The organism is Arthrobacter sp. Bi83 (assembly GCF_918698095.1).
Lineage (GTDB): Bacteria > Actinomycetota > Actinomycetes > Actinomycetales > Micrococcaceae > Arthrobacter.
In genome coordinates this window covers 73,407-93,306 of the sequence record NZ_CAKKLY010000012.1, presented here as the reverse complement: position 1 = coordinate 93,306, position 19,900 = coordinate 73,407, and the positions used below count along the sequence as shown (strand labels likewise).

Sequence of the window (19,900 nt, the reverse complement as noted above, 5' to 3'; positions counted from 1 at the left end):
GGATCGGGCTTGGTATCCAGGACGCCGTGAACCTCGGCTGGAAGCTCGCCCAGGTGGTCAAGCGCATTGCGCCGGACAGCCTGCTGGACACTTATCACGCCGAGCGGCACCCCGCTGGGGCCCGCGCGCTGAAGCACACGATGGCGCAGTCGATCATGCAGCGGGCCGACCCGCGCATCGGCGCGTTGGCCGACACGGTGGCCGGCCTGCTGACGATCGATGAGGCACGGAAGCGGCTGGGCGGACTCATTTCCGGCCTGGACCTCCGCTACGACCTCGGTGAGGGGCACCCGCTGCTCGGGCGCCGCATGCCCGATCTCGACGTCGTCACCGCCAATGGCACCCTGCGCGTGTTCACCCTCCTGCACGATGCCCGTGCGGTGCTGCTCAACCTCGGCGCGCCGGGCAGCATCGACCCGGGGCCGTGGGCGGATCGGGTGCAGTTGGTGGACGCCGCGTACGACGGCGGGTGGGAGCTTCCGGTGATCGGTGCAGTCAGCGCTCCTGCGGCCGTGTTGATCCGGCCCGACGGGCATGTGGCGTGGACAGGAGACGGGACTCAGCCAGGGCTGGAGGATGCGATGGCCGGCTGGTTCGGACCTGCGCGGCATTAACGCCCCGCGAAGTACCGGTGTTTCCGCTTTGTTGCACCTGATGCGGGAGTGCTTGACTGGAAGGTACGACGACGGCCACGCCGCCTTTTTCGCCGCCACCGGAGGTGCTCGAATGCGCAAAACACGTATGAGCTGATGGCCGGTATCTGGCCCACTGCCGACCGGAATCCTGACCTCTCGGCGCACCTGGTCGAGTTCGCCGGGTGTCCTGATTTGCTGCTCTGGACGGCTATCGGTCTCACGACCATCTGGCAGCTCAAGCGCCGCAGCGCAGTCAACGGCCCGGTGAAGCTGGCCGAAGCCGAAGCGTGGAACCCAGCCGTCGTGACCCGCTACGCAGTCGCCGCCGGCCGCCGTCGGCTTGACATGCACCGGGCGGAGCGCCGGGAGGCCGAACGTGCCCAGGCGAATGGTGCCGCTCCGACGGAACCGGAACAGCCGGAGTTCCGAGGCAGGGCTGGCGGCTCAACTACTTTGCGCCCGAACCTCGTCAGCACAGGTGCCTTCGACGCGAGGGTGGGCGGCCGAAATCGACCCTGCCTACCAGGCATAAGGGCAGCCGTCGGGGCCACGAGGAGTGCCCAAGCATCCTCAGCCCGAGGGGCCAGCGACGACTGGGGTACCAAAGCCCCGGTCTCAGAGGGCTTCAGTTCGTCGCCGGCCCCGGTCAAAGCCCGAACGCTCCGTGCTCGGGAAGTGGTGAAGCAGCCGCTGAGCCCCCGCGGCGGGGCATGAAGGGCTGCTTCACCTTCAATTCAACACTGGCCGCCCGGGCACCGCACCAGTGGCCAATACCTGACTTTGTGCGTGCCTGGCTGCTCGCCTGCGCAGGTGTGACCGACGCGCGGATTTACGTCACCGGCATTCTGCAGGGCGGGTCCCGCCCCTATCGCCTAGCAGTCCGACCCAGACCCCTTAACCCGGCCACGGAAGCGATACTTCCCCATATGAGTCAGGACGCCCCCGTAAAGTAAGCAGGGTGAGCAGAATCAGCCCGTACGATGCATGGCAGCGCCTACTTGAAGGCAACGCGCGTTTTATCTCGGGAGATTCACTGCACCCGAACCAGAACGCCTCCCGGCGCAGCGAACTGGTGAACACCCAAAACCCGTTCGCGGTCATCTTTGGCTGCGCGGACTCCCGTCTCGCCGCAGAGATCATCTTCGACGTCGGTCTCGGAGACGTCTTCGTGGTGCGCACTGCCGGGCACGTAATCGACGACGCCGTTCTCGGCTCGATCGAGTACGGTGTCTCGGTGCTCCACGTCCCGCTGATCGTCGTCCTCGGCCATGACAACTGCGGCGCCGTCACGGCCGCGAAAGACGCCGTGGAAACGGGGGAGGTGCCCCAGGGCCACATACGCGACTTGGTTGAACGGATCACACCGTCGGTGCTGAGATCGCTGCGCGAGGACAAGACGGACATCAACGACATGGTCGTCGAACATGCCAAGCAGACCGTGCGCCGGCTGCTGGACAGTTCACGGGTGATCTTCGACGCCGTGGACGATTACTCCACCGCGGTCATCGGCGTCGCGTACCGGCTCGAAGAAGGCCGGGCGCAGCTCGTCTCTACATCTGGCGTCCTCTAAAGCTGGCGGACCCTGCGCATCCAGTGGCCGGATACGGCTAGCTCTCTCTCAACGCAGACCGTCTACTTGACTTCCTGCTGCCGTGGGCACGGTGACTGCGGCCGCTGGTCACGGTCGGTGACCGTGCAGCCAGCGCATGGCTTCGCACTCGTCCGTGAAGTACTCGGTGGGGCATGGAGGCTTGGGGAGGCCGAGCATGCCGTGGGCAATGACCCTGTCCACGGGCGTGGCGCCGAGAATGGCGAAGGCCCTGACGGTGGCGGCTTCGCTGTAGACGCTGATCGCCTCTCTGCTGACGGAACCGACGCCGGTGATTTGGAGCAGTACGACCGAGGGTTCCCCGCCCATGAGCGCCAGAAGCCCTTCGCTGGCAGCGGCTCCATCCTCCGCTGTCATTCGTGCCCCAGGTTTCAGGGTGATCCGAACGATTCCTTCGCTGATCAGATCCACGCCAACATTGGCGGCAGCGGTGTCCTGGAGTGATTGCATTCGTGTTTGGGTCCCATCACGTGGCGAGTTAGTTTGGCCGCACAGGGACGCTCGTCAGGTGCGGCATAACGCATACGCGTCTTCCGCTCACCCCCGTGGCCTGACCTGCTCAGCCTACTTGCTATTTTGCGTCAGACAAGTCGCAGTGCGGAGCGATTCCTCTGGGTGGTTGCGCCGCCATCACGACCCCAGCAGGAAGTCTGCCAGGGCGGTAGTGGTCCGAAACCCGCCAAGAGATTTCGTCTAAGGTCAGTCCGGTCATGATGTGCGGGACGGGTCGAATGATCCGGCGGGCGGGGAGTAAGCCAGCCCTTCAATGAGAGGGGCTCCGTCAGACTCGGAAACCAGGCGATTTGGTCGACCTCGTCGGCATCCTCAGCCAGGCGGACATCGCCGGGAACTACACGGAAGACTGGGCGGGTGGCGACCGTCACTTCGTCTGGTCCAACCGCGGCGGGGTCACTTTCCCAACCCACTCTCCGGGCGTACGCTGGGCGCCATCCAGTCGCCTGTATGGCGCTTGCAGCCCGGCCCAGGAAGGCAACATCAATGTCGATAGGCACCACGGGTAACTGGGACATGCCCAGCCGCTCGGCGCTGAAATGGCTCACCGATAACACCGGATCCCTGCTGCGCACCATAGCCGCCATCATCTGCAAGAGACCGGCGGACCAGCGGAGCTCTTCGGCCCTGCATCGCCGCCGTGAACCTAGGACATTTGGATCATGACCGCAGCAGAGGTTCCGCACGGCATGTCGCTTCCGGGCCAGCCCTCCGTGGCCACTGTCGGCACTGTGGATCGTATCCTCGGCACCGCTTACGATCTGTTCTCCCGGCGGGGCATCCGGGATGTCGGCGTCAACGAACTGATCGAGTCGTCCGGGGTTGCGAAGTCGACCTTCTACCGGCATTTTCCGTCAAAGGACGATTTGGTCCTGGCAGTTCTGGCCCTCCGGGACCAGATCTGGTTCGCGGAGGTCGTTGCCGAGGCACAGCGCCGCAGCGGGACTCCGGAGGAAGAGTTGCTGGTCATCTTCGACGTCTTTGCTGACTGGCTCGGCAGCGGCGGCTACGAATCCAACGTGTTTATCAAAGTCCTCATGGAAATGGGCCCGGACCATCCCTTGGGCCGTGCCAGCGTCGAATACCTGGCCAGGATCCGAGGACACGTCCAGACCTTGGCCGAGGACGCCGGGCTGGAGCACTCCGATTTGTTCGCTCGGGCATGGCACCTCCTGCTGAAAGGCTCTGTTATCTCCGCCATGGAAGGCGATGAGGGGGCCGCCGAACTCGCCCGGCAGATGGCCAAGTGTCTCATCCAGCGCCACCGCCGCTGCATGCTCTGACGGAAGAGCAGGGGGTCGGGGAGTGCCCGCGTACTTGATGGGGAGTTCCCGTCTTTCCTAAAGGCCCCCTCCTGGTGACTGACTGCCCGGCCACCCTCATTGGTGGCTGCCCGAACCCGGACTTATCATGGCCGAGAGCGGACAGCCGACCCCGCCCGTCCTCTCCAAACAGCAGAAACGGAGGCGCAACATGTCCGGGTACTTTGAAATTATTGATGCCCCTGACGGAGGATTCCGCACTCGGCTCCGAGGGCCGTCGGGGGAAATCCTGGCCGTATCAGAGACCTTTCCGACGAAGCGACGGGCGGCGGCCGGCATTGGTCTCATTAGGGAGGTTGCCGGGACCGGCCTCATCCGGGACATGTCCTCAGGGCATCGCGGGGAGCCGTTCCGGCGCAGGCTTCGGCTCCTTCGGGCACAATCCGGTCGCACCGTGGTTGGCCAGCTCCGGGCGCATCCAGATCCTTCGTTTGACAGCGCGGTCACCGCCAGGGCGACTCTGCAACGAGCCGGTTCACGCCGCTGGCATTCCGTCACCTGACCTCAGGTGGTGGAGCAGGGCGCAATGAGGCAGCGGGTGGACCTCCCCGCCGGCAAGGCGAAGGAGCTGAAAGGCCGCCGGATGATCGCCGCGGCAATGGTAAAGGGTCAAATGGGCAGGCCTAGCGGCCGAGAAGTGGGGCCTCTCATGTCGGCGGCGCCCTTGTCGATCCCTTCGGTACGGAGCTGACGCGTTTCCTGCATTGCCGCACGGATGAGGGGCACGAAGACGGAGGCCAGGACCGCGATGATCAAGCGGAGCTCTAGGGCCGCGGAATGCCGGCTGTCTGCAGCCCCAAGCCCAGAAGCCACCCCACAGGCAACAACCTCAGAGACGCGTAGACGACCAGGCGCCTCCGCTTGGGCGGCATGCCCTCGAGTGAATCCGGCGGCCATGATGGCCAGTCGTACTTGCTGCCATCATGGCCGCCGTGGCCATGAGCCCGTGGCCGTGCCCACAGACTACGCGCACCCCGGCGCTATGACCGGGCCTGCAACGCGCATCCATGGCGGCAACGGGTCGCTCCGGCGGCCCGTGCCGTTCGCCTGCGGTGGCGGTACATTTTCTGCGTGCCTCTCGCGACCGTGTCCTCTCACGAGTAGCCTTTCAGCATCACCAGAGGGGTCACCATGCGCATACTCCAGACAGCCACCGATGCCATCAACGTGGCCAGGATTGACCGGATTGCCTATCTCAACCGCGAAGAGCGGATCTTTCTGACGAGGACGACCGGCAGGCCGGACTATGCCACCCCGGACCAGGGCGAAGTCATTGCTGACATAGGGCGGGCAGTCCCCGTCACCCTGGTCTACGTTGAGGACCAGCTCGAAGGGAGCCTCATCGTCGCGCGCCTCACAGACCTGATCGCCAATTCTGACTCCTCGGTCATCAAATTCGCCGAGGTTCGAAAGGATGCCCGGGACAGGGTTGCTGAAATGCGGTACAGAGATTCCGACGGCGGCGAAGATGCTCGCGATGTGGACTCCACTGACTAGGGGCACTCCACACGGTGAGGACCCCGTCCTTTACAAGCGCGAAGGCATGGCTGCTGTGCCCCGCCGCGGTGAAGGTGAGAAGGAAACTTCCGAACCGGAGTAGTGACGTCGGACTCGTTGGCTGCCCCGGGGGAATAGCAGAACCTGCGAATGCCTTGTTCTATGTGGGGCACCGAAGACTGGCTGCCCTCATGAAAGGATTCCCTTGCCCACCGCCTTTATCCCGTTCACCATGCACGCCACCGTCCAAGAGGGCCACAAACGGTCCTTCCGGACCGACATCGAGCGGCTCACCGCAGGCCACCGAGGCTGGGCGCCTCTGGATGTCGTGAAGTCCACAAACACCAAGGCGTTTTTTCGCGGTGCCATCCCGCAAAGTGAGCACACCGTGACCGATGCGAGCCTGGCCCGCTACCTCGAGGACCGCCTCGTGGCCGACAACGACATCCACCTGGATCTCAGCGTCACCATCGAGCGCTAGCAGACGCCAACGCAAGCCCCGGACCAGACAGGTCCGGGGTTCTTTGTTTGTGGCCGGAAAGCCCCGAAACGCGGCCGTGACATGACCCCGCCCGCGGGCACCGGATAGTATCGCTGGGGCGGCGCCGTGTGGCGGACGCAGTACTTGAGGAGTGAAGTGATGGATCTGGGGGCCACACGCGTCGAGGTATTCGTCGATGGCAGGGTAACAGTTGGCGGGGAGCCCATCGCTCCTCCTGACGGAATGGACCCATACTCAGCGGCTATTGCAGTCCTCGCCGAGTACGCCCGCAGTTCGGGTTCGCCGGCGCTTGCACATGCCGTTGACCACACCAATGGCCAAGAGGGCCGGTTCCGGGTGCTGGCCGATGGCACCGCAGAACCAGTCGCGGAGGCCGTTTTGCCTGCTGCGCGGGAGGATTTCCCGCGCACCGAGCAGCCGGCTCCTCGGCCGGACATGGACACAGCGCCCGGCGCCGCGGGAGAACCGTCGCCGTACGGAGCGCGCCACATTGAGACCCAGTTCGTCCGGCCGGACCGTCCGCGGCCAACCAGCGGAGTCCGGGGCGTTCTGTACTCTGCCACCGGCGGGTTTGTGAACCTGGGCCCCAGTGCCAAGGACCAGGATGAGGCGGAACTGGAACGCCGGATCGCCCGGCCACTGTCCGGCAGCTTCAACACCGCCGTCCTGAGCCTCAAGGGAGGCATCGGCAAGACGTCCACCACGGTGGGTGTCGGGATGATCCTGGCCGAGTACAGGGGCGACCACCCCTGCGCCATCGACGCCAACCCGGACAGCGGGGACCTCGCCGAGCGCGCCCTGGGCGAGATGCTTTACCAGAAGGTCAAGCCCAGAACCGTGACGGACATCGTTCGTGACATCGATGCCATCAGCTCACTGACCGCCCTGACCGACTACATGCACCACGCGAACCGGTTGCACCTCGTGGCCGGTGAGCAGGATCCTGCGTTGTCGGACGCACTGACCGCCGACGAATACCTCAAGATCAAGAAGCTCGTGTCACAGTACTATTCGGTCACCCTGACGGACTGCGGCACCGGCGTCTCCCATCCCGCGATGGCGGGGGTGCTGCCGGAGGCCACCAACCTGGTGATCGCGTCAGGCTATGCCGTGAGCGGAGCAAAGCGCGCCAGGAATACGCTGCAGTGGCTGGCCGAACACGGCTATGAAAATCTTGCGCGGAACGCGATCGTTGTGGTCACGGACAAGGACCAGGTGTCGAACCGCGTAAACAAACGCGCCATTGAAGAGCACTTGGCCGGCTACTGCCGGCGGCTCATCACCGTGCCGCACGACCGTGGCGTGGCCGACGGGGACCGCATTTCGCTGGACAAGATCTCAGCAGGGACGCGCCGGTCATACAAGGAAATTGCCGCCGCTATCGTGGACGGCTACGTCTAGGCCCGGATCCTGCACACACAAAAATCCTAGGCATCTGCTGCCAGGCCGAGCAGCAGACGCTCCCGAAGTACCAGGGCACGGCCCGCGTCCCAGCCGCCTGCGTCCTGGCCGGCCGCCTCAGGGAACCGGACCGCCAGGTGCCGCAGCGGCGGTGATCCCCGGAACTCGGCGCTGACGCCGTCGAGGGTGGAAAGATCCTGCCGTAGCTGGCGAACCAGGCCAGGCCCCATCAGTGCCAGTTGCGGCACGCGGAAACCGTCGTGGCCGGCCGGAACTGCGAGCCCGTCGGCACCGAAATGCAGCTCCACTCCGAACTCATGCGCGCCGCACGCCACCGCCACCTTCTCGGCACTCCGCCAGTCAGGATCTGCACGCGAAGGATCAGCACGCACCTCAGCGGAAACCATGGCATCAAAGGATTCCACGACGCCGGATCCGGTGCGGGCAACGGTCAGCGCGCCCGCAAAGCCCCGGCCGGAGAACAGCATCGTTGCCGACGGCATGTGCTTCCGGAACCATGTGGTCATGGGTGCCGTCTCCCAGGGCTGACCCAGCGGCTCGGCGGGCCCGGCGTACTCCGGCCTGCCGCCGGTGACGGCCTGCAGCATCCCTGCCGTGAAATCTCCGATGACGAGTTCATGGCTCGCCGCATGCAGGACGCTGCCATGAAGGACGACGGCGGGATGCGGCGCCGGTGCGTCGCCCGGCCCGCGCGCCGAGAAGGCGCCGCAGAGCCCGGTTCCGCTTGGGACTTCAGTCACCCAAGTGACGCCGGAGGCCTTGAGGAACGCCAGCAGCGGATAACTGGGTGCTGCCAGCGGCTGGGTCTGCAGGGCGACGACGCTGCCGGGGGCGGCTGCCCGGGCGGCGTCGCCGAGCTGGGCGCGCAGCGAACGGCTTAGCCAGGGGTGCGGCGCCGGCGCGGCCACAAGCAGCAGTGGCAGCGCCGCGTTCATGGTCCCCAGCCCGCGTTCAGGACCTGGTTGGCCTGCGGATCAACGACTAGCCCTTTGGTGCCAATCACAGTGATCATGAGGAAGGCGCGGACCGACTCGGCGGTTTCCTTGTCCGCGTCTTCCGACTCCGCATCTTCCTTGTCCACAGCGCAGCTGACTTCCGAGACCCAAGCGTCGCCCTTGAGCTGGCCGGCCACGTCGGCGCCGAAGATGCGCTGAAGTTCCTCGTTGGCGGTGCGTTGGGGTGCGCTGAGCAGCGCGAGGTCTTCACCGTTGAAAGCGATGATCAGGTCCGCAGAATTCTCTGCGGACACCAGCGTGAACTTGTTTTCAAACTGTGCCGAAGCCCGGTCGAAGAGCCCCAGCCGTGGATCCTGGTCTGAAATCAGGTGGAAGTCGTAACTCACGGCAGGGCGGCCTCGCTGTCGTGGTGGAAAGTCTGCAGTACCGTGGCGTGCCGTCCGGGGCGGAGTATCCTGGCGCGCCCGGTGACCAGCGGCATGGGCCGCTCTCCGTTGGCGATCACGCCTTCGGACCGGTCGCCGGAGAACATGACCACCGGGGCGCCGGCAGCGCGCAGTCCTGCGACGAACGGATCGTGCACAGTCAACGCCGCACCGCTGATCCTTCCAGTGACCAATGCAAACAGCCCGACGTCGGAACCCGAGGGCAGGTAACCGGCCAGTGGCCGCAGCGGCTGGCTGCCTGTTGCGGCAAGGATGTCGTAGTCGTCCACAAGCAGCACAATGCGGGGTGATTTCACAGGCGCGCCGGTGCCGTCGCCGAGCCGTTCCCTGACCTGGCCAGCGACAAAGTCGGCCAGCTGCGCGGCGCGCAGGCCGTTGGAGGCGTACTCTCCCAGATACTCATCCGGGATGAAATTCTGCAGCTGCTGCCGCGGATCGAACACGGCAAAAGCGAGTTGGCCGGGTTCATGCGTGGCGATGAGCTGGGTGGCGACGGTCTTCAGCAGGTTGGTCCGGCCCGTTTCCGGGTCGCCGAAGATCACGGCTCCGCGGTCTGATCCGAACAGGTCCAGATGCTCTGTTTCGGCGTCATGCTCACGGATGCCCAGTGCGACCGTGCCGGATACCGGGGCGCCTGCGGGCAGCCGGACGAGCGGCGGCAGAACCCGTACGGGGGGTGCCGTCCGGTCACGGAACTGCCGGAGGGCGTGGGTGAGTTCGCCCAGCTCGGCGGCGGAGTTGCCGGCGTCAGGGGCTTCGGCCAGGGACGGCAAGGCAAACTGGCCGATGGTTCTGTCCATGGTCAGTGCCCTTCCGGGCCGGTTCGGCCCCAGCGTGCTGGCGAGCCCGCGGTCAAGCGAGTCCGCGGGATCGGCGATGTGCAGTTCGATCCTGTTGCCGAGGAGCGATTGCCTGGTCATGCGGACCTCCGACCAGTTCCGGACACTCACTACCACGTGGATCCCCAGGGAGCTGCCGCGGGTCATGATGTCGTGGACTGCATCCTCGATTTCCGGGAACTCCGAACTCAGGCTGCCGAATCCATCGATCAGCAGGAACACGTCGGTGCAGCTGAGTTCTTCGAGCCGGCCTTTGCCGCGTGCCGATCGCATCGCCTGAACCGTGTCGAGCCTGTTCGCGTCAAACGCCGTCTGGCGGATGTTGAGGAGGCCCTGGACCTCCTCAATGGTGCGTCGGAGCAGTTCGCGGTTGCCGCGGCCGGCCACGCCGGCGCAATGCGGCAGGTCCGCCAGCCCGGCGAGGGCGTTGCCGAGCAGATCCACGGCATAGAGGTTGACGTCGGACACGCTGTGGCTCAGGGCCAGCGCAGCAGCGACGGTCCGCAGTGCCGTGGACCGGCCGCTTTGCGGCGCGCCGATCACTGCGAGATTGCCGCCGCGCGCTGTGAAGTCCAGATGCCAAGGGCCCTGCCACTGCCGCGCGGGGTCATCCAGTATCCCGACGGCGGGGGCCAGGTAACGGGGCTGGGCCAGCCGCGGCCCTGTGGAGGTCAGGTTCAGGGCGGCGCCGGTACCGTGCAGGGACACGGCAGCCGGAAGGGGCGGCAGCCACACCGGCGGTGTCATGCGCGGCTGCGCGGATGCGAAGCCGACGACGGCGGACAGGATGGTGGGGCGGTCCCCGGAACCGTCGGACGAGTGGGTTTCGGGCTGGATCGCGACGCTGGAGCCGTCGGGGGAGACGGCTCCGCCGGCTGGGCCGGCTCCCTGCAGTACGGGGAGCGGCGGCTGGGCCCCTAGCTTGAACAGCGTGACCGGGACGGCCTCCTCGGCGGGGGCGCCGCCGTCGTCGTCCTTCGACGGAAGGGCGCCGGACACGTACGCTGCCCGGAATCTCTTGAACACCGTGGTGTCCACCTTCAGGATTCCGTGCCCCGGTGTGCTGGGCAGGTGGTAGGCGTCCGGGACATCGATGATGGTGCGGCTTTCGCTTTCCGAGTTCGTGTGCAGCGCGATCCGGTAGGCAAGGTACGTGTCCAGGCCGCGGAGCATCCCTGATTCGACCTTCTGGGAGGCGAGCAGCAGATGGATGCCGATGGAACGGCCGATCCTGCCGATGGAGAGCAGCAGGTCGATGAAGTCTGAGCGGGCGGTGAGCAGCTCGCCGAATTCGTCGATGCAGACGAACAGATAAGGCAGCGGCTCCTGCAGTGCCGGGTTGCCCGGCGTCCGTTCCCGCGCCAGCCGGTAGTCGTTGATGTGGGCGAAATCGCCGCCGTGCTTGAGCAGTTCCTGACGCCGTTTGACCTCACCCGAGAGGCTGGAATGGATCCGGTCCACCAGGCTGGCGTCGCTCACCAGGTTGGTGACGAGGCCTGAGACATGGGGTGCGTCCTCAAAGGGGGCAAAGGTGGCGCCGCCCTTGTAGTCCACCAGGACCATGTTCAGGTCCTGCGGGGAATGCGTGGCGATCAGCGAAAGGACGATGGTGCGGAGCAGTTCTGACTTGCCGGACCCCGTCGCCCCCACGCATAACCCGTGCGGGCCCATGCCCTGCTGGGCCGGTTCCTTCAGGTCCAGGTGGACGGGGGCGCCGTCATCGTCTTCGCCGATGGCCACGCGGAGGAAATCGGGACCCCGGTCCGTGTGCCACAGGCGGAGCATTGCCTCGGCCGTGTACTCAGTGAGCCCCAGGGCTTCCGCGTAGCTGCGGGATGACTTGTGCTCGCCGAATTCGTGGGACATCTCGGACAGGCGCAGGGGCGCGAGGGCACGCGCCAAGCCATCGGCAACCTCGGGCGGCACCTCGTCGGCAATGCCTGTGACCATTTCACCGGTGGCCGTGGCCTCCACTGTCAGTGCATCAGATGAGACGGTCAGGCGAAGGTCAACGCGTTCGGGCTCGTGCTGCTGTTCCGTCAGCAGGTGGATCCTCGTGATCGCGAGCCGGTTCAGGTCAAGGCCGGCCGGCACGCCGGGAAGAGGCGTTGCGTTGTGTCCCGGCAGGTCCGAGATGACCACAAGGCGGGGCAGGGCGTCTGCCGGGAGCAGCTGGAAGTTACGGGCGGCACTGGTGAGGGCCGCCGCTCGTGCGTCCAGTGAGCTTCGCAGCAGTGGGGCCAGCTCCTGGAAGGACGCAGCCTGCCGGACGTTGCCACCCGTCTCCTGCAGGTGCGGCAGCCATTTGGCCCAGTCCCAATCGTCCAGCTGCCGTTCTCCGGCGACGATGGCCAGCTCCACATCCTCGGGGGAGTGGGCGGCTGCGAGCTGGCCCAGCAGGCTGCGGCATACCATCAGTGCCGCGGCGCGGTCACCGACGATTGAAACGTCGGAGACGGATCCCAGCGGCAGGGTCAGGGGAATATCCGGGGTGGACATGAACCGCTGCCGCAGCTGCTCGGCTTCGGAGAGCATGAAAGTGTCGGGCCGCTCCACCGCGTCGCCGCTGTCCTGGACCGTGATACTCCGCCGGGGGACGGCACCCGTGCCGAAACGCGTCATCAGGAAGTCCGGACTGGTCCGCCGCCGCTCCCACAGCCGGTGCGGATCATTGACCACATTTTCGACCAGCCGGGAGGCGGGCGGGTGTGCGGCGTTGGCCGAAGCCCGGGCACGGTGCTCCTCCGCTTCAAAGTCCTGCCGCCGCCGTCGCAGGTAGTCCAGGTAGAGGCGGCGTTTGGCCGCCCGCTGCCGCGTTGACTTGCCGCGCTGGGAAAACAGCAGCACCACGGAGGCCAGGACGGTGGCCACCATCATGATGGCACCGATGCCGGCCAGGGATGAACCGCGGAACAGCATCATGACGGTCACGGAGGTCGCGGCGCCCAGCGTGGGTACAAGTGCCAGCAGGTTTGTGCCGCCACCGGTCGCCAGCTGCGGGGGCGCATCCAGCTGGGCGGCCTCCGAGGCCTGTTCGGGGAGGGTGGTCCGGGCCGGCCTGTGGACGATTCGGATAGTCATATCAGCTCCTGTTGGCTGCCAGCAGAGCCCGACCTGCCAGTTCCGTGGCGGCGATCCTGGTCCGTGAACCGAGCCTGCTGAGCTGGAGGGCGCCGCCTGAGGCCAGGTGGCGGTCGTAGGGCAGGCCGTCCGCGGCTGCCGCCCCGGCCTGCCGCGAGCGCACGGTGACGCTCAGCTGCTGGGCAGCCGGGAACGAATCCGCCAGGTCAGCGCGTATCTTGCCTAGGAGGGCCGCATCGGCGTCTCCCGGCGGAGTGACCAGCACGACGGCGTGCGCCGTCGACAGCAGCGCGGCCGAGTGGCGCGACAGCGGGGAGTGCCCGGCGTCGACCACCGTGACGGCCATGAACCGCGACAGGGTAGAGGACACATCAGTCCATTCCGCGACGCCGATTGGCGAGTCGGCCAGCGTCAGCACGTCCCGGCGGTCCGCGGCAAAGATCTGGTTTCCGCACAGGACCGCACAGGCCGTGGCGTCCGGCAGGGTCCGGACAGGTTGGGTACGCAGCTGATGCATCAGCGCGGACAGGGGCGCCGGTCCTGGCGCGCCCAGGTAGCGCAGAAGCCTCCCCGACTGGTCCGTGCTGTCCAGAGCCATGACGGTTTCCTGCCGGAGGCTGCCGAAGAGTTTCGCCAGGACCGCGGTCACCGTTGACGTACCGGCGCCGCCGGCAGTTCCGACGACGACGATCCGCCGTCCCGTGGTGATGGGCGCCTCGACAGCGGCGCTGGCCCGGATCAGGCGCTCCGACAGCGACCCGGATGTCACAGCGTCGGTGACTTCGAAGCGGATCCGTTCCCACAACGTGTCGCCGTTCTTTCGGTGGCCTGTTGAAGGGCTCGGCGCGGGATCGGGACGCGGCGTCGGAACGGGACGCGTTTCCACGACCGGTGCCTGCGCTCGCGGTGCCCGGGCTTGGGGTGGCGCAGGAACAGCGAGCGGTGCCGAAGGTCCAAATGGCGCGGCCGCAGCGGCGACCATGCCTGGAAAGCCAGCTGCCGCCGTCGTTGTTTCCGGCGGAGCAGCATCCTCTGGGGAGGCCAGCCGTCGCTCGGATGTCATGCCGAGAGGGAATCCGTTGCGGCGTTGGTCAGCCAAAGGTCTGTCCTAGCTGTGTGTAGGCTCCGGACAGACCGAGAACCAGTGGGATGGCGGAGAGCGCGCAACAGAGTTCGATCCGTGCGGCGACCACGCGGAGGCGGGCTGCGGTCTGGTCCCGGACCCGGGCTGCGGAGGCTGCCAGCACGAGCACGCCCATTCCTGCAGCCCCGGCCAGCAGGAACGGCTGCTCCGCCGCACGGGCCAGCACAATGACGGAAGCAAGGAATCCGGCGGCGGCGGCGACATAGACGCCGGCGCGCTGTGCCAGCAGCGGCAGTGACAGTCCGCGGAACGTCAGCGCGCCCAGCAACGCGAGGGGCAGCAAGGCCGCCCAGACGGGCCGGTCCGCGGCAGTCGCGGTGACGGCTGCGGCGGTCGCCGTCACCGCGGACGAAATCAGGGTCCACCCCGTGAGCGCCCCGTGGGCCGAATGGATGGCGTCCAAGGTGCTGCGTCGGGTGATGCGCCTGCCTTGGCGTTGGTCGTCGTCGAGGCCGCTGAGACCCGCAATCGCCGTGGCCATCCGCGGGGCAACACCCAGCGTGAACATGCCGGCAATACCCGCCAGCCCTGCGGCCAGAGGTGCATCGGACGTGCTCCAGTTGAGCAGCGCCCAGGTCCCGCCCAGCGCCGAGAGCAGTCCGGCGCTGGAAAGCCAGGGAACATACTTGCCCGTCCCCGCGGCCATGGCGGCCATGGCCAGAGTTATGGCGCCGACCGCCAACAGGGCTCCCGTGCCAGGATCCGCCGTGGCCCAGGCAGCCGTCGTCACAGACACGGCGGCGCCTGCAGCCGTCAACGCCACCCCGGCCGGCAGGGCACGCAGCCGCATGACGGGGACGCCGAGCAGGATAAGGGCCGCCGCGAAGAGGATCCCGGTCAGTGGGGCGGAGCCGCCGCCTGGTCCGGTGCCTTGCAGCAAGACGGCGGCGGTGCTGCTGCCGGCCAGTAGCAGTCCTGCGACTGCGGCCAGTCCGACCGTCCGCAGGGTGCCTGACCAGAGCGCGGGCATCCGCTCGGTGGCTGCCGCTGCAAACGACGGGACGTCGTAGACCTCCGGGGCAGGCGGCACATCGCGCTCATCACGCAAGTACAGCAGTGCGCCGTCGACGATCCCGGACTGCCGCAGTGTATGCGACACATCCAGGGTCGATCCCAGGCTGGTGGTCAGGACCGACGACGTGATGAGAGCGGGGGCCGTTCCACGCGAGGGCTGTGGCGGCGCGTCCGGGGGCCCATCGTGCAGGAGCGTGAGGATTTGGGGTATGAGCGAGGCCAGTGGCTCGTCTGATGGAAGCCGCAGGTCCAGATGCCGGTGAGCAGAAATGACCGTGACGCGGCTGAGGGCTGTGCTCAAGGGGTGATCCCATTCATCATGGCGGAGTGGATGGTGGCTGCGGAGCCGGCCTGCTTGCGGTTCTGGTCCTCCAACAGGCTGTGGACAAAGCTGTAGCCAACGCAGATCGCGGCGACGAGGGCAGCGATCAGCAACGATTGCAGGAGGCGGCCCGTTGCCGAGCTATAGCTCCGCTCCTGGGTGTTGCCGCCAAAGAGCAGTGAGTCGTCAAGCCTGTGCTTCCTGACGCGTGCTGATTCAAGTAGCCGGGCGTCATAGTCGTCTGCCACGAACGGGCCCCCTTCCATATCCGTTACCAGGGCACCCACAAACCTACCGCGGCACTATTCGGACTCCGCAAGTCACGCGTTGCAGGAGCCTGTTTAGTGCATCGACTGGACTTATGCGCCGGGATTCTCCATGCTGGTTAACGTGCCTTGGCGCCGTCCGGCGCCGGCGCGGTCTCATATTCCGGTGGGGGAGCTATGGCCATTTTTGATATGGGTGCCGACACGATCGGTAACCTGAACAAGCAGACTGACGTGTCGCATCAGGACCTCGGTGCCTTGGTCCGGCGTTTTGTGGATGCGGTGACGCCACTCGAGGGCCGTTTCAGCGGAGCAGGCAAGGCGTCGTTTGATGCCTTCAAGAACCGCTCCGATCTCGTGGCGTCCGAACTCAACGCGGCACTCGCCGCAATCGTGCACGGCCAGTCCGGGATGAACACAGCCTTCCAGCAGGGCGACCTGGCGGCCAGTGATAACGCCCGCCGTACGGAAGGGTCCGCGAACTTCGACGGCGCACGCTTCCAGGGCCGTGCCAACTGAGGCAGTTCCTGCCACCTGTCCGCAGCAAATTTCCTTTGAATCCGGAACGGAGCAGGAGCCGCCGCAGGCTCCGACATACCCATGACTGCTAACCGCATCGCATACGACACCAACGTTTCCGCCCAGGTACAGGGCGACATTCAGGCGCTCGCCGCCCAACTCGAAGGCCTCATCGCCCAGCGCCAGTCCGACGTCAACCAAGCGATGGCCGACTTTCGCGCAGACGGCGTCGACGCCGAATACCAGGCGGTTGAGGCGCGGTGGGGCAACGCGGCGAACGAGGTCAAGGCAATCGTCGCGCTGGTCCGCAGCACGCTCGGCCTTAACGACGAATCCGCCTCCACGGCTGCCACCTCTGCCCGCAATGCGGTGCAGGGCATCGGCTAACGCGGTCGGATGTCCGGCTGATGACAGGCTCGTGGAACATCGACGTCGCTGCGACAGCGGCGACCATTAAGGCGACGGCCGCCCAGGTTGAATCCGTCCAGCCCGCACTCGTCGGCATGGGCAGGTCATTGGAGCAGGCAGCGGCAGCGATCCCGGGCGAAGCAGCCGTGGTGCTGGCCGCCCTGAATGATGTGCTGAACCTGGGAATAGGGCCCGCAGCCAATGAAGTGGTGGGACGGTCCGGGACCATCATCACGTCCACCGTGCAGGCAGTGAATTTCTACCAGCAGGGCGACCTTGCGATGGCCTCCTCGGCGCAGCGGAGTGCCGGTGCGGCGGCAGTGCTTGCGGGCGACGAGTCGGCAGGTTTCAAGAACGCCGGCTCGGCGACAGTTCAATGATGAGAATTTTAGTGAGGGGTTGAACGGCGAAATGGCTTTGGCTCCCGATGTCTGTGTTCAGACCGGATCGTCCGGACTGGATCCGAGCGGCGGCTTCCGCCTGCCCGACGTCGATGCCCTGGACGCTGCGGCGCATGGGCTGCAGCGGCACGCGGACGACTTCATGGCGGGCATCTCCTCCTCGGCCAGCCAATGGCAGGGGCTGGGGTCGTCGTACTCCACCGACGATGCTCCAACTGTTTTGGCCGCCTTCGGGAAGGTCACACCCGCCGCAGAACGGGTGCAGCGCGGCGGAACGGAGACGGCGACTGCCCTCACCGCGTTTTCTTCAACCTGCCGGGAGTTGAAGCAACGCTTGGAAGCCTACGGGCGGCGGGTTCATTCGCTGGATGCGGACATCGATTCGTTTCCCACCTCGGTGGAAGAGACCACGATGGTTAAGGGTGAGCAGGTCACCACGAACGTCACCCAGCACTGGAGCGGCGACGCCGACCTGACAGGCCGGCGCAACGCCCTTGCAGCTGACGTCGCGGCCATTCGCAGTGACTATAATGCGGCCCAAAACACCTGTGCGGCTACCTTGGCGGTGCTCTCCGGAGGAGACGTGCACACCGTGGCGCAGGCACCCATGACGGATCACCGGTCCGGAAACTGGGTGGATGACTGGCTGTGGGACGCCGGCACGTTCGTGGGTATCGACCACCACGACGAAGAGCAGCCCTGGGGCATGCAGACCGTCCCGTACCGCCCGAACGGGGTTTTGGGGTTCCTGCAGGGTGTGGGCGCAGGGGCGGTGGAACTTGTGGACGGTGTCTGGTCCCTGACTGGCACTGGAAACCAGGCAAAGCGCGATCAGGCCTGGGGTGGCATCAACACCCTGGTCACCAATCCAGGTTCTGTGGACTGGGGGTCAGTTCTTTCATCGTTTGCGCATTTGGACGAAGCGGGCACAAACCAGAATTGGGCCATGGGCGCTGCGATATTCAACACCGCTTCCTTGTTCGTTGGCGGCGGGGCCGGCGCCGCAGTGAAGTCCGGGACGGTCGCCAGTAAGGCCGGGCTGGCGGCGGAGAAACTCAGCATCGCGACGATGGACAGTGCCCGGCTTGGAAAGGTCTCCGCCCTGCTCGGGACCACGGCCCAAGGGCTCTATTCCACCGGAACGGTCCTGTCAAAGCCCGGTTCGCTGGCACTGAAAGTTTCCGACCTCGTCATGCCACAAACAACCGCCAACGTTCTGGACGCTCTCACCAAAGTCAAGGTAGGTGCGTGGATGGCAGCTGAGAAAGCGCCGGTGGCCGTCTGGGACCATGCGGTGGTCCGTCCCTTGGAAGGTGCGTCGACGCTCCTGCGAGCGACCGATCAGGCGATCCCGAAAGTTGCCGTTTCACCCGGCGGTGCAGCCAGCCTTGGACACGGATCAATGGGTCGAATGGCCGACAGCCTGGACTCGGCCGCGGCACATGTCCGCGCGGCCAAGGTTCCCGAGACGCCCATGGCGCAGGTTGTCAGCCCCGTTGAACACTTTCCAAAACCCGAGACTGTCACGCAGACCATCGTGGTCCGGCATGGGGAGGCGAATTTCCCGGTCAGCAAGAGGGATAGCTTCGCCGACCGCGTGGGACTCAAGCCCAACGCGGAGTACGTGGTTGAACACCGCACAACGATGAACCACGTGACCCATGAACCCGTGGACTCGATTGAGAAGTACTACACGGATGCCACCGGCAAGGTAGTCAGGGTAGACACCTACGCTGGAGTCCGCGGTGCGTGGTCCCCGGAGCTCAATAAGCCGGTGCCGAATGTGACCTACAACGTGGTGGCGAAGGTCGACGGAGACCTCGAAAATACATTCACCTACGCAACTGACGCCACGGGACATGCCCAGAGTGTTTCGGGCCGCATCACGTCGACCTTTGCCGGGAACATGAACCGAAACGCCTGGCAGCAGCTGCTGGCAGGAAAGCGAGTCGGCGGACCGGCCTACGAGGGTGGGCATTCAGTACCCTCGTTCCTAGGGGGTGCAGGGGAACGAATCGGCCTGTTCGCCCAGCACGAGTTCCAGAATCGCGGCGCCGGTGTGCCTAACGCCGGCGGCCCCGCGTTCCACGAGTTGGAGCGTACGATGAGGGACGACGTCAAGCAACGACTGGCGGCCGGCCAGGCGGTAGATCTGAGCTGGTCCATGGAGAACGTGCCCGGGCCTAAGCCCGGAATGCCGCACTCCATTGCTGTTGGGTACGAGTTCGCGGGCGAACGCGAAGTCTTCGACGTCTTCGATAACCTCGTTCAGGGAGTGAAGTAGGTGCCAGATTTTAGCCAGTCGGCCGGGACAGCTGAGGTGCAGACGGCCCTCCAAGCTCTCCAGAGAACGTGCATGGGGCCGGATGGCGCCTTTGCCGACGTCGACGAGTTGGTCATCACGCAATCCACTTTTGCGGGATTCTCACACCGATACGGGGACATGAGGACCGGGGACACGTGGGCCTTTACTACGGGCCGCCACCGCGTTCCGGTCTCTGAGCTGGCCTGGCTCGGCGAGTTCAAGAAGAGCGCGTTTCGTCCCGGTTTCGGTAGCTGGATCACGGTACGCGTCCATGTATTTCCCGATGCACCTGGATTCGTTGAGGTTTTCGACGAGGAAATTCCGGCTTCCGGAGGTGCCGGCGGAGTCGCATCCCGGCGAGTCGGAACGGCGGGCGTACTGACTTCGGAGTTATTGGCATTTCCCCGTACTGTCGACCACATTCCTCAGTGGATGTGGGATGTTTTTCGCGCCGACGGCGTTTCCCCTCCGGTGTACAACGCCGATATGAAAACTGTCGACTGGGATAACAAGCGTCTGCCCGTGTCCGATACCGGCACGGATTTCTCTGTGGATCCCGTGGTCATTGATCGGACAAAGGAGCCCGGCGTCTTTTCAAAGATCAGCAAGAAGATTTTCGGGCAATGAGCTGATCGGTAGTTGCCGGCGGACGACCACCGGGACCGGTCGCACCGCGCCCCTTGAAGTACGACGGGCTTC

The 19,900-nt window shown here is 65.8% G+C and carries 20 protein-coding genes; 13 read left to right on the top strand and 7 right to left on the bottom strand.

Annotated elements, in window-relative coordinates; translation table 11 throughout:
• The 3 genes from LQ144_RS08195 to LQ144_RS08185 all read left to right on the top strand — a co-directional run.
• The coding region (locus tag LQ144_RS08195; protein ID WP_230118080.1) for an FAD-dependent monooxygenase at positions 1-614 on the top strand (614 nt) is incomplete at its 5' end.
• A gap of 135 nt (positions 615-749) precedes the next feature.
• Positions 750-1,349: a hypothetical protein gene (locus LQ144_RS08190; protein ID WP_230118079.1), complete on the top strand. Its 600-nt coding sequence runs from the start codon at positions 750-752 to the stop codon at positions 1,347-1,349.
• A gap of 244 nt (positions 1,350-1,593) precedes the next feature.
• On the top strand, positions 1,594-2,205 hold the full coding sequence (locus tag LQ144_RS08185; protein ID WP_230118078.1) for a carbonic anhydrase: 612 nt from the start codon (positions 1,594-1,596) through the stop codon (positions 2,203-2,205).
• A 108-nt stretch (positions 2,206-2,313) separates the two neighbouring features.
• Here the strand turns inward: LQ144_RS08185 and LQ144_RS08180 are convergent, their stop codons facing one another.
• Positions 2,314-2,694, bottom strand: a complete 381-nt coding sequence (locus tag LQ144_RS08180; RefSeq protein ID WP_230118077.1) for a hypothetical protein — start codon at positions 2,692-2,694, stop codon at positions 2,314-2,316.
• Between the two features lie 752 nt (positions 2,695-3,446).
• Here LQ144_RS08180 and LQ144_RS08175 point away from each other — a divergent pair.
• From LQ144_RS08175 to LQ144_RS08155, 5 genes are all read left to right on the top strand, one after another.
• Positions 3,447-4,040 (top strand): TetR/AcrR family transcriptional regulator, encoded by a 594-nt coding sequence (locus LQ144_RS08175; protein WP_230118085.1) that lies wholly within the window; start codon positions 3,447-3,449, stop codon positions 4,038-4,040.
• 127 nt (positions 4,041-4,167) lie between these two features.
• Positions 4,168-4,581, top strand: coding sequence for a DUF1508 domain-containing protein (locus tag LQ144_RS23090; RefSeq protein ID WP_354962134.1), 414 nt, complete (start codon positions 4,168-4,170; stop codon positions 4,579-4,581).
• Positions 4,582-5,210: 629 nt separating this feature from the next.
• The gene (locus tag LQ144_RS08165) at positions 5,211-5,576 is read left to right on the top strand and encodes a hypothetical protein (protein ID WP_230118076.1); all 366 of its coding nucleotides are present in this window, start codon (positions 5,211-5,213) and stop codon (positions 5,574-5,576) included.
• Positions 5,577-5,781: 205 nt separating this feature from the next.
• Positions 5,782-6,057: a hypothetical protein gene (locus tag LQ144_RS08160; RefSeq protein WP_230118075.1), complete on the top strand. Its 276-nt coding sequence runs from the start codon at positions 5,782-5,784 to the stop codon at positions 6,055-6,057.
• Positions 6,058-6,216: 159 nt separating this feature from the next.
• Positions 6,217-7,479, top strand: a complete 1,263-nt coding sequence (locus LQ144_RS08155; protein WP_230118074.1) for a MinD/ParA family protein — start codon at positions 6,217-6,219, stop codon at positions 7,477-7,479.
• A 26-nt stretch (positions 7,480-7,505) separates the two neighbouring features.
• Here the strand turns inward: LQ144_RS08155 and LQ144_RS08150 are convergent, their stop codons facing one another.
• The 6 genes from LQ144_RS08150 to LQ144_RS08125 all read right to left on the bottom strand — a co-directional run bounded on the left by LQ144_RS08150 (position 7,506) and on the right by LQ144_RS08125 (position 15,550).
• Positions 7,506-8,435, bottom strand: a complete 930-nt coding sequence (locus LQ144_RS08150) for a DUF6177 family protein (protein WP_230118073.1) — start codon at positions 8,433-8,435, stop codon at positions 7,506-7,508.
• Positions 8,432-8,842, bottom strand: a complete 411-nt coding sequence (locus LQ144_RS08145) for a hypothetical protein (RefSeq protein WP_230118072.1) — start codon at positions 8,840-8,842, stop codon at positions 8,432-8,434. The genes LQ144_RS08150 and LQ144_RS08145 overlap by 4 nt, the downstream gene beginning before the upstream one ends.
• Positions 8,839-12,822 (bottom strand): type VII secretion protein EccCa, encoded by a 3,984-nt coding sequence (gene eccCa / locus LQ144_RS08140; RefSeq protein WP_230118071.1) that lies wholly within the window; start codon positions 12,820-12,822, stop codon positions 8,839-8,841. The genes LQ144_RS08145 and eccCa overlap by 4 nt, the downstream gene beginning before the upstream one ends.
• Before the next feature lies 1 nt (position 12,823).
• Positions 12,824-13,708, bottom strand: coding sequence for a hypothetical protein (locus tag LQ144_RS08135; protein ID WP_230118070.1), 885 nt, complete (start codon positions 13,706-13,708; stop codon positions 12,824-12,826).
• 205 nt (positions 13,709-13,913) lie between these two features.
• Complete coding sequence (locus LQ144_RS08130) at positions 13,914-15,281, bottom strand: EsaB/YukD family protein (protein ID WP_230118069.1); 1,368 nt, start codon at positions 15,279-15,281, stop codon at positions 13,914-13,916.
• Positions 15,278-15,550 carry a hypothetical protein gene (locus LQ144_RS08125; protein WP_230118068.1) on the bottom strand — a complete coding sequence of 91 codons (273 nt, stop codon included), beginning with the start codon at positions 15,548-15,550 and terminating at the stop codon, positions 15,278-15,280. Before LQ144_RS08125 ends, LQ144_RS08130 begins: the two co-directional genes overlap by 4 nt.
• Positions 15,551-15,745: 195 nt before the next feature.
• Here LQ144_RS08125 and LQ144_RS08120 point away from each other — a divergent pair, with 195 nt between their 5' ends.
• From LQ144_RS08120 to LQ144_RS08100, 5 genes are all read left to right on the top strand, one after another.
• Positions 15,746-16,087: a hypothetical protein gene (locus LQ144_RS08120; protein ID WP_230118067.1), complete on the top strand. Its 342-nt coding sequence runs from the start codon at positions 15,746-15,748 to the stop codon at positions 16,085-16,087.
• Positions 16,088-16,168: 81 nt separating this feature from the next.
• Positions 16,169-16,474: a pore-forming ESAT-6 family protein gene (locus LQ144_RS08115; protein WP_230118066.1), complete on the top strand. Its 306-nt coding sequence runs from the start codon at positions 16,169-16,171 to the stop codon at positions 16,472-16,474.
• A 20-nt stretch (positions 16,475-16,494) separates the two neighbouring features.
• The gene (locus tag LQ144_RS08110; protein ID WP_230118065.1) at positions 16,495-16,875 is read left to right on the top strand and encodes a DUF6507 family protein; all 381 of its coding nucleotides are present in this window, start codon (positions 16,495-16,497) and stop codon (positions 16,873-16,875) included.
• A gap of 31 nt (positions 16,876-16,906) precedes the next feature.
• A complete protein-coding gene (locus LQ144_RS08105) occupies positions 16,907-19,180 on the top strand; it encodes a DNA/RNA non-specific endonuclease (protein WP_230118064.1) in 2,274 nt (757 codons plus the stop codon).
• Positions 19,181-19,252: 72 nt separating this feature from the next.
• On the top strand, positions 19,253-19,828 hold the full coding sequence (locus tag LQ144_RS08100) for a hypothetical protein (RefSeq protein WP_230118063.1): 576 nt from the start codon (positions 19,253-19,255) through the stop codon (positions 19,826-19,828).
• Positions 19,829-19,900: the final 72 nt, after the last annotated feature.

What these genes read in the sequence shown, in the direction of transcription:
- LQ144_RS08190 (WP_230118079.1), top strand. Translation starts at nt 750, where the DNA reads ATGGCCGGTATCTGGCCCACTGCCGACCGGAATCCTGACCTCTCGGCG.
- LQ144_RS08175 (WP_230118085.1), top strand. Translation starts at nt 3,447, where the DNA reads ATGTCGCTTCCGGGCCAGCCCTCCGTGGCCACTGTCGGCACTGTGGAT.
- eccCa (WP_230118071.1), bottom strand. Translation starts at nt 12,822, where the DNA reads ATGACTATCCGAATCGTCCACAGGCCGGCCCGGACCACCCTCCCCGAA.
- LQ144_RS08150 (WP_230118073.1), bottom strand. Translation starts at nt 8,435, where the DNA reads ATGAACGCGGCGCTGCCACTGCTGCTTGTGGCCGCGCCGGCGCCGCAC.
- LQ144_RS08165 (WP_230118076.1), top strand. Translation starts at nt 5,211, where the DNA reads ATGCGCATACTCCAGACAGCCACCGATGCCATCAACGTGGCCAGGATT.
- LQ144_RS08100 (WP_230118063.1), top strand. Translation starts at nt 19,253, where the DNA reads ATGGGGCCGGATGGCGCCTTTGCCGACGTCGACGAGTTGGTCATCACG.
- LQ144_RS08180 (WP_230118077.1), bottom strand. Translation starts at nt 2,694, where the DNA reads ATGCAATCACTCCAGGACACCGCTGCCGCCAATGTTGGCGTGGATCTG.
- LQ144_RS08120 (WP_230118067.1), top strand. Translation starts at nt 15,746, where the DNA reads ATGGCCATTTTTGATATGGGTGCCGACACGATCGGTAACCTGAACAAG.
- LQ144_RS08155 (WP_230118074.1), top strand. Translation starts at nt 6,217, where the DNA reads ATGGATCTGGGGGCCACACGCGTCGAGGTATTCGTCGATGGCAGGGTA.
- LQ144_RS08105 (WP_230118064.1), top strand. Translation starts at nt 16,907, where the DNA reads ATGGCTTTGGCTCCCGATGTCTGTGTTCAGACCGGATCGTCCGGACTG.
- LQ144_RS08110 (WP_230118065.1), top strand. Translation starts at nt 16,495, where the DNA reads ATGACAGGCTCGTGGAACATCGACGTCGCTGCGACAGCGGCGACCATT.
- LQ144_RS23090 (WP_354962134.1), top strand. Translation starts at nt 4,168, where the DNA reads ATGGCCGAGAGCGGACAGCCGACCCCGCCCGTCCTCTCCAAACAGCAG.
- LQ144_RS08115 (WP_230118066.1), top strand. Translation starts at nt 16,169, where the DNA reads ATGACTGCTAACCGCATCGCATACGACACCAACGTTTCCGCCCAGGTA.